Origin of the sequence: Amycolatopsis sp. SID8362, from assembly GCF_010550475.1 — a bacterium.
Classification (GTDB): Bacteria; Actinomycetota; Actinomycetes; order Mycobacteriales; family Pseudonocardiaceae; genus Amycolatopsis; species Amycolatopsis eburnea.
The window spans coordinates 1-6,197 of sequence record NZ_JAAGNB010000582.1 but is presented as its reverse complement, the minus strand read 5'-3'; the positions used below and the strand labels follow the sequence as shown (position 1 = coordinate 6,197).

Sequence of the window (6,197 nt, the reverse complement as noted above, 5' to 3'; positions counted from 1 at the left end):
GCCGGGTCTCCGCCACGACGTCCCGGGACGCGCTCGAGGCGTTCCGGCGCGCGGTCGAAACCGGCGACCTCCGGCAGCTGCTGGAGATCCTGGCCCCGGACGTGGTGTTCCTCGGCGACGGCGGCGGCGTCGTCCAGGCCGTGACGACCCCGGTGACGGGCGCGGCCGCGGTCGCTCGCCTGCTCACCGCGGGGATCGGCAACTTCGCGACCGGGACGCTGACCCCGGCGCAGGTCAACGGCCATCCGGCCCTGATCCTGCGCCGGGGCGGCGAGGTCGACACGGTGCTCGCGCTGCGCGTGGACGACGGCCTCGTCACGGGCCTGTACGCGGTGCGGAACCCGGCGAAACTGTCCCGGTTGGACGACGAGACGGTGCTGCGGCGCTGAGGCGGACGGGCACCGCCACGGGAGGTGGACGACCACCACGAGGGCGGCCACCACCCATGGAGCACCGGACGCGTTGCCGGCGCTCAGCAGAGCGGAAGCGATTTCGACAGCGGCGCACAAGCCGAGCCGGCCGGGAGCTCTCATGATTCGCGACCCTTTCCCTCTCCGTGTGCCCCGGAAGGGGCTTCGGCGTCGAGGTATAGCCACGGATCCGGTGGCCCGGCGAAAATCCGGGTGATGGCGCGAAGTGACCGGATGACAACGATTTCCGGCCGGCACCGCCGGACCGGGGCGGACGGCACGGACAATCACGGGCAATGGCGGACCGTCTTCGGAGGCCACACCATGCCGGCACAGCCACGGCGCCTGAACCCAGATCTCCCCGTCGAGCGGTTCGCCCTCGCGCTCCGCGATCTCCACCGGCAGGCAGGACGGCCGAAGCAGCGCCTGCTCGCGGCCGCACTGCACGCCAGCCACGCCACCGTTTCGGCCATCCTCAACGGTCACCGGTTCCCCTCGTGGGAGCAGACCGCGGCGCTGGTCGTCGCCTGCGACGGCGATCTTCCCGCCTGGCGGCGGCGCTGGCTGGCGGCCGACCGCGAGCTCGACTCCGGCCCGGGGGTCATGACCCCGGCGACCGATCCGCCGGATCCGCTGCGGCCGTTGACCGGCAGCGACTTCTACCGGACGATGCTCGCCGAGGTGGACCGGGCGCGGCACCGGATCATGACGACCTTCCTCCGGCGGCGGCCGCCCGCGTACTTCCTGGGGTTCACCGACGAGGAGACCAGCCGGGCCGCGGCAGCGTATTTCGACGGCATCCTGGCTTGGTCGGACCGGCCCGGCCCCCGCTCGGTCCGGCGCCTCATCTGCACGCCCAACGCCGAGATGCGGAACTGGGCAGAGCAGTTCCGCCGCGAAACGGCCAGGCACGCGCGTCATGAGATCCGCGTCGTGGACTGGCCGTTCGCGACCGACGCCGTGAACACGGCGATCTTCGACGACTCCGTCGCGCTCCTCGCGTTCACCGCGGGCTCCGCCCAGCAGCTCGTCGCCTTCCGGGTGGTCCAGCCGGACTTCGTGCGCTGCTGCGTCGGGCAGTTCGAGCAGCTGTGGCTCGAATCCCGCCCTACCGGTGCTGCTCCTTGAGGTCCCCCGCCTTCACGCCGACCAGCAGCACGCCGACCGCCACCAGCACGATGCCCGCGCTGATCACCAGGCCCAGTGACAGGCTGCCGGTCGCCGACTGGATGAAGCCCAGCAGGGACGGCGAAGCCGCGGCCGCGAACGAGCCCATCGACGTCACCACCGCGATGCCCGTCGCCGCGGCGCGGTCGCTCAGGTAGATCGACGGGATCGAGTAGAACACCGTCAGGCCCGAGTAGTGCGCCGCCGCCATCACCGCGAGCAGGACGACCACCACCAGGACGCTGCCGCCGGAGAACGCGAGCGCGAGCATCGCCGCGGCCGCCACCAGCCAGCTCACCGCCGCGTGCCAGCGGCGCTCCAGTGTCCGGTCGGAGTGGCGGCCGACCAGCAGCATCACGGCGATGCCGAGCAGCGGCGGGATCGCCGAGAAAAAGCCGAGGTTGAGCACGTCGCCGACGCCGGCCTCGGCGATGATCCGCGGCGTCCAGTACGAGACGGCGTTGGCCAGGGTGTAGGCGCCGCAGGCGCACAGGCCGAGGATCCAGACCTTCGGGTCGCGCAACGCCGAGAGCATGCCGCCGCGGTGGGACGGCGCGTCCTGCTTCGCGGCCCGCTCGGCCGCCAGGTCGGCCTCGACGAGCGCCTTCTGCGCCGGCGTCAGCCATTTCGCCTGCTCCGGCCCGTCGGCGAGGAAGAACGCGACCGCGACGGCGAGCAGGATCGGCGGGATGCCCTCGATCAGGAAGAGCCACTGCCAGTCGGCCAGGCCGGCGACGCCGCCGAGCGCGTGCATGATCCAGCCGGAGACGAGCGAGCCGAGCACCCCGGAGACCGGGACGCCGATGAAGAACACCGCGGTCATCCGGGTCCGGCGCGCGGACGGGAACCACCGCGACAGCAGGTAGAGCGCGCCCGGGAAGAAACCCGCTTCGGCCACGCCGAGCAGGAACCGCGCGAGGTAGAACGTCAGCTCGTCCTGGACGAACAGGGTCGCGATCGTGACCACGCCCCAGGTCGCCATGATCCGGACCAGCGTCTTGCGGGCGCCGATCCTGGCCAGCAGCGCGTTGCTGGGGACCTCGAAGAGGATGAACCCGACGAAGAACAGCGTGACGCCGAGCCCGTAGACCGCCGAGCCGAAGCCGAGGTCGCGCTTGAGGCCCTGCTGCGCGATGCCGATGTTCGTCCGGTCGATGAAGCTGACCACGTAGCAGACCACGAGCAGCGGCATCACCCGCAGGGCGATGGTCCGGTAGGTCGACGCGCGTCCGGCGTCACCCACCGCGGGGGGCCGTCCGGTGACGGCGGGCTGTTCGGCCATCGCTACTCGACTCCTTCGTCAGGCGGGGCGTGCGGCAGCAGTGTCGGCAGTCAGTGTTGAGTTTGTCAACACCTGGTCGGTAACGGCTACGATGGCCGGCATGGCGGAACGCGTGGACGGCCGAGACCTCGTGCCCATTACGGGACTCCTTTCCTACCGGCTCTCCCGCACGTCGTCGGCGATGTCACGCAGCGCCGCGCTGCGCTACCGGCGGGAGTTCGACGTCAGCCTCGGCGAATGGCGGGCGATTTCACTCATCGCCGCCGACCCCACCCTCACCCTGAACCGCCTCGCCCGCCGCGCCGGGCTCGACAAAGCGCAGATGAGCCGGGTGGTCAGCCGCCTGACCGAGCGCGGCCTGGTGGACCGGACGGCCGGCTCGGGCCGCACCTCGCAGCTGGCGCTGACCACCGAGGGAACCCGCGTCTACCGGGGCCTGATCACCGCGGCCAACGAGCGCGACGCCGAGTTCCTGGCCGCGCTGACCCCCGAAGAGGCGGCGACGCTGAGCGGCGCGCTCGACAAGCTGGCCGACCTGGCGCTGGCCGTCGAGGAGCGTGAGCGCGCCCACTCCTGTTGACTTTGTCAACACGGCCGCGTAGATCTGGAGCCACCGAACGAAAGGTGGCCCGATGTCCGACGCCGTCACACTCTGCGAGTGCTTCGCCCGCGACGGGCTGCAGCACGAGCCGGAGTTCGTGCCGACCGCGACCAAGGTCGCGCTGCTCGATTCCTTCGCGGACGCGGGGTTCCGGCGCATCGAGGCGACCAGCTACAGCCACCCCGGGCGGGTGCCCGGCTTCTCGGACGCCTCCGACGTCCTGGCGAAGATCCGGCGCCGCCCCGGCGTCGGGTTCAAGGCGACCTGCCCCAACCCGCGCGCGGTGCGGCGCGCGCTGGCCGACCTCGACGCCGGGCACGGCGCCGACGAGCTGAGCCTGCTGGTCTCGGCCAGCGAAAGCCACACCGAACGCAACCTGCGCACGTCGAGAGCCGGGCAGTGGGAGCGCGTCACCGAAATGGCCGAGCTGGCCGGCGGCCGGTTCAAGCTGGTCGGCGTGGTCTCGGTGGCGTTCGGCTGCCCGTTCGAGGGCGCGGTCGACCCCGGCCGCGTCGCCGAGGACGTCGCCCGCTTCGCCGACCTCGGCGCCGACCTGGTGACCCTGGGCGACACGACCGGCGTCGCGACCCCGCCGTCGGTCCGCGCGCTCTTCAAGCGCCTGGACTCGGACGTGCCGGTGGTCGCGCACTTCCACAACACCCGCGGCACCGGCATCGCCAACGCCGTCGCGGCCCTCGACGCCGGCTGCCGGAACTTCGACACCGCGATGGGCGGCGTCGGCGGCCACCCGTCGGCGATCTCCTACGGCGCCGGGCTGACCGGCAACGTCTGCACCGAGGACCTGGTCAGCCTGTTCGCCGCGATGGGCGTCGAGACCGGGATCGACCTCGACCTGCTCGCCAAGGCGTCCGCCGCCTGCGAAGCGGCACTTGGCCGTCCCCTGCACAGCATGGTGGCGCGCGCCGGCTTCACCCCGACCCCGAACCAGGAGAACCCGTGACCGTCATCGCCGAGGACCACGGCGCCGTCCGCGTCCTGACGCTGAACCGGCCCGAGAAGCTCAACGCGTTGAACACCGCCCTCACCCGCGACCTCAGCGAAGCCTTCGCCGCGGCCGACGCCGACCGCGAGATCCGTGCGCTGGTGCTCACCGGCGCCGGCCGCGGCTTCTGCGCGGGCGCCGACCTCGGCGAGTTCTCCTCGCTGACACCGGACCACGCCGACGCCGTCCTCGAGCGGGCCGCGCTGACCGCGAAACTGCAGGTCCAGGCGCGGCAGCTGCGGATCCCCGTGGTCAGCGCCGTGCGCGGCGCGGCGGTGGGCGGCGGTGCCGGGCTGGCGATCGGCGCGGACATGGTCGTCGCGGGGTCCGACCTCAAGTTCGGCTACCCCGAGCTGAAGCACTCGATCGTCCCGGCGCTCGTGATGACCGGGCTCGTCCACCACCTCGGCCGCAAGCTCGCGTTCGAGCTGGTCAGCACCGGGCGCCTGCTCACCGCGGCCGAGGCTTTCGAGCACGGCCTGGTCAACCGGGTCGTCGCGCCCGGCGAAATCCTGCCCGCCGCGCTGGAGATCGCCGAGCACTGGGCGAAGGTCGAACCGCGAGCGATCGCCGCCGCGAAGGACCTCTTCTACCGCGTCGCCGACCTGCCGGCCGACGCCGCCATGCGCGCCGGGCAGGACGTCAACGCGCTGATGCGGGGGTTCCGCGCATGACCGGCCCGCTGACCGGCGTCACCGTCCTCGATTTCTCCCGCGTCCTCGCCGCTCCCCTGGCGACGCAGATCCTCGCCGAGCTGGGCGCGACCGTCGTCAAGGTCGAGCGCCCGGGCACCGGCGACGAGACCCGCGGCTTCGAACCCCGCCTGCCGCACGGCGAGAGCGCGTACTTCTTCGCCTTCAACCGGGGCAAGAAGTCCGTGACCCTGGACCTCAAGGACACCCGCGGCCAGGCCGTCGCGCGAAAGCTGGCGGCCCGCGCCGACGTCGTGGTCGAGAACTTCCTGCCGGGCGCGATGGACCGCATGGGCCTCGGCTACGCGGACCTGGCGCGGCCGGACCTGGTCTACGTGTCGGCGACCGGCTTCGGGCAGACCGGCCCGGACCGTGACCGCAAGGGCTACGACACCGTGTTCCAGGCGCTGTCCGGCGTGATGGCGATGACCGGCGAGCCCGACGGGCCGCCGTCGAAGACCGGGATCCCGGTGGCGGACCTGACTTCCGGGCTCTGGGTGGTCATCGCGGTCCTTTCCGGACTGGCCGGGCGCGCGGCGACCGGGCGGGGGCGCCACCTCGACGTGTCCATGATGGACGTCCAACTGAGCCTGCACGCGCTCAACGCGGCCCGCCTGTTCGCGCTCGGCGAGGACCCGGTGCGGACCGGCACCGAGCACCCCGGCCGCGTGCCGTCAGCGGCGTTCCAGGCGGGGGACGGGGAATGGCTGCACATCAGCGGCAGCGACCAGCACTGGGGTCCACTGTGCACGGTGCTCGGGCTCGGCGAACTGGCCGCGGATCCCTTGCTGCGGACCAACTCCGGCCGGGTCGAGCAACGCGCCCGCGTCATGAAGGCGCTGCGCGGGGCGATCGCCCGGCACGACCGGGACGCGCTCGTGAAGGAGCTGCGCGCGGCCGACGTCCCGGCGGGCGCGGTCCGCTCGGTGCGGGAAGCGCTCGCGGATCCGCACGCCGTCGCCCGCGGCGTCGTCGGCGAGTTCACCCACCCGGCGGAGGGCACGTTCCCGGCGCTGCGGACGCCCCTGCGCGAGACCGGCGG

6 protein-coding genes and 1 pseudogene are annotated in these 6,197 nt (G+C 72.6%); 6 read left to right on the top strand and 1 reads right to left on the bottom strand.

The features are described 5' to 3' along the window. A pseudogene (locus tag G3I65_RS18275) lies at window positions 1-389 on the top strand (RNA polymerase subunit sigma-24); the annotation flags it as partial. A gap of 345 nt (window positions 390-734) precedes the next feature. Then, entirely contained in the window at window positions 735-1,538 is an 804-nt protein-coding gene (locus G3I65_RS18270; RefSeq protein WP_160697183.1) for a hypothetical protein, read from the top strand. On the opposite strand, the gene G3I65_RS18265 is transcribed toward G3I65_RS18270, so the two are convergent. Then, on the bottom strand, window positions 1,519-2,859 hold the full coding sequence (locus G3I65_RS18265; protein ID WP_160697182.1) for an MFS transporter: 1,341 nt from the start codon (window positions 2,857-2,859) through the stop codon (window positions 1,519-1,521). The two genes, G3I65_RS18270 and G3I65_RS18265, sit on opposite strands and share 20 nt — an antisense overlap. A gap of 100 nt (window positions 2,860-2,959) precedes the next feature. Between G3I65_RS18265 and G3I65_RS18260 the strand changes: the two genes are divergently transcribed. From G3I65_RS18260 to G3I65_RS18245, 4 genes are all read left to right on the top strand, one after another. Then, a complete protein-coding gene (locus G3I65_RS18260; protein ID WP_160697181.1) occupies window positions 2,960-3,439 on the top strand; it encodes a MarR family winged helix-turn-helix transcriptional regulator in 480 nt (159 codons plus the stop codon). A gap of 52 nt (window positions 3,440-3,491) precedes the next feature. Continuing rightward, window positions 3,492-4,421 (top strand): hydroxymethylglutaryl-CoA lyase, encoded by a 930-nt coding sequence (locus tag G3I65_RS18255; RefSeq protein ID WP_160697180.1) that lies wholly within the window; start codon window positions 3,492-3,494, stop codon window positions 4,419-4,421. Continuing rightward, entirely contained in the window at window positions 4,418-5,137 is a 720-nt protein-coding gene (locus G3I65_RS18250) for an enoyl-CoA hydratase/isomerase family protein (RefSeq protein ID WP_160697179.1), read from the top strand. The genes G3I65_RS18255 and G3I65_RS18250 overlap by 4 nt, the downstream gene beginning before the upstream one ends. Beyond that, on the top strand, window positions 5,134-6,197 hold a 1,064-nt coding region (locus tag G3I65_RS18245), incomplete at its 3' end, for a CaiB/BaiF CoA-transferase family protein (RefSeq protein WP_160697178.1). The genes G3I65_RS18250 and G3I65_RS18245, both read left to right, overlap by 4 nt.

What these genes read in the sequence shown, in the direction of transcription:
- G3I65_RS18255 (WP_160697180.1), top strand. Translation starts at nt 3,492, where the DNA reads ATGTCCGACGCCGTCACACTCTGCGAGTGCTTCGCCCGCGACGGGCTG.
- G3I65_RS18270 (WP_160697183.1), top strand. Translation starts at nt 735, where the DNA reads ATGCCGGCACAGCCACGGCGCCTGAACCCAGATCTCCCCGTCGAGCGG.
- G3I65_RS18260 (WP_160697181.1), top strand. Translation starts at nt 2,960, where the DNA reads ATGGCGGAACGCGTGGACGGCCGAGACCTCGTGCCCATTACGGGACTC.
- G3I65_RS18265 (WP_160697182.1), bottom strand. Translation starts at nt 2,859, where the DNA reads ATGGCCGAACAGCCCGCCGTCACCGGACGGCCCCCCGCGGTGGGTGAC.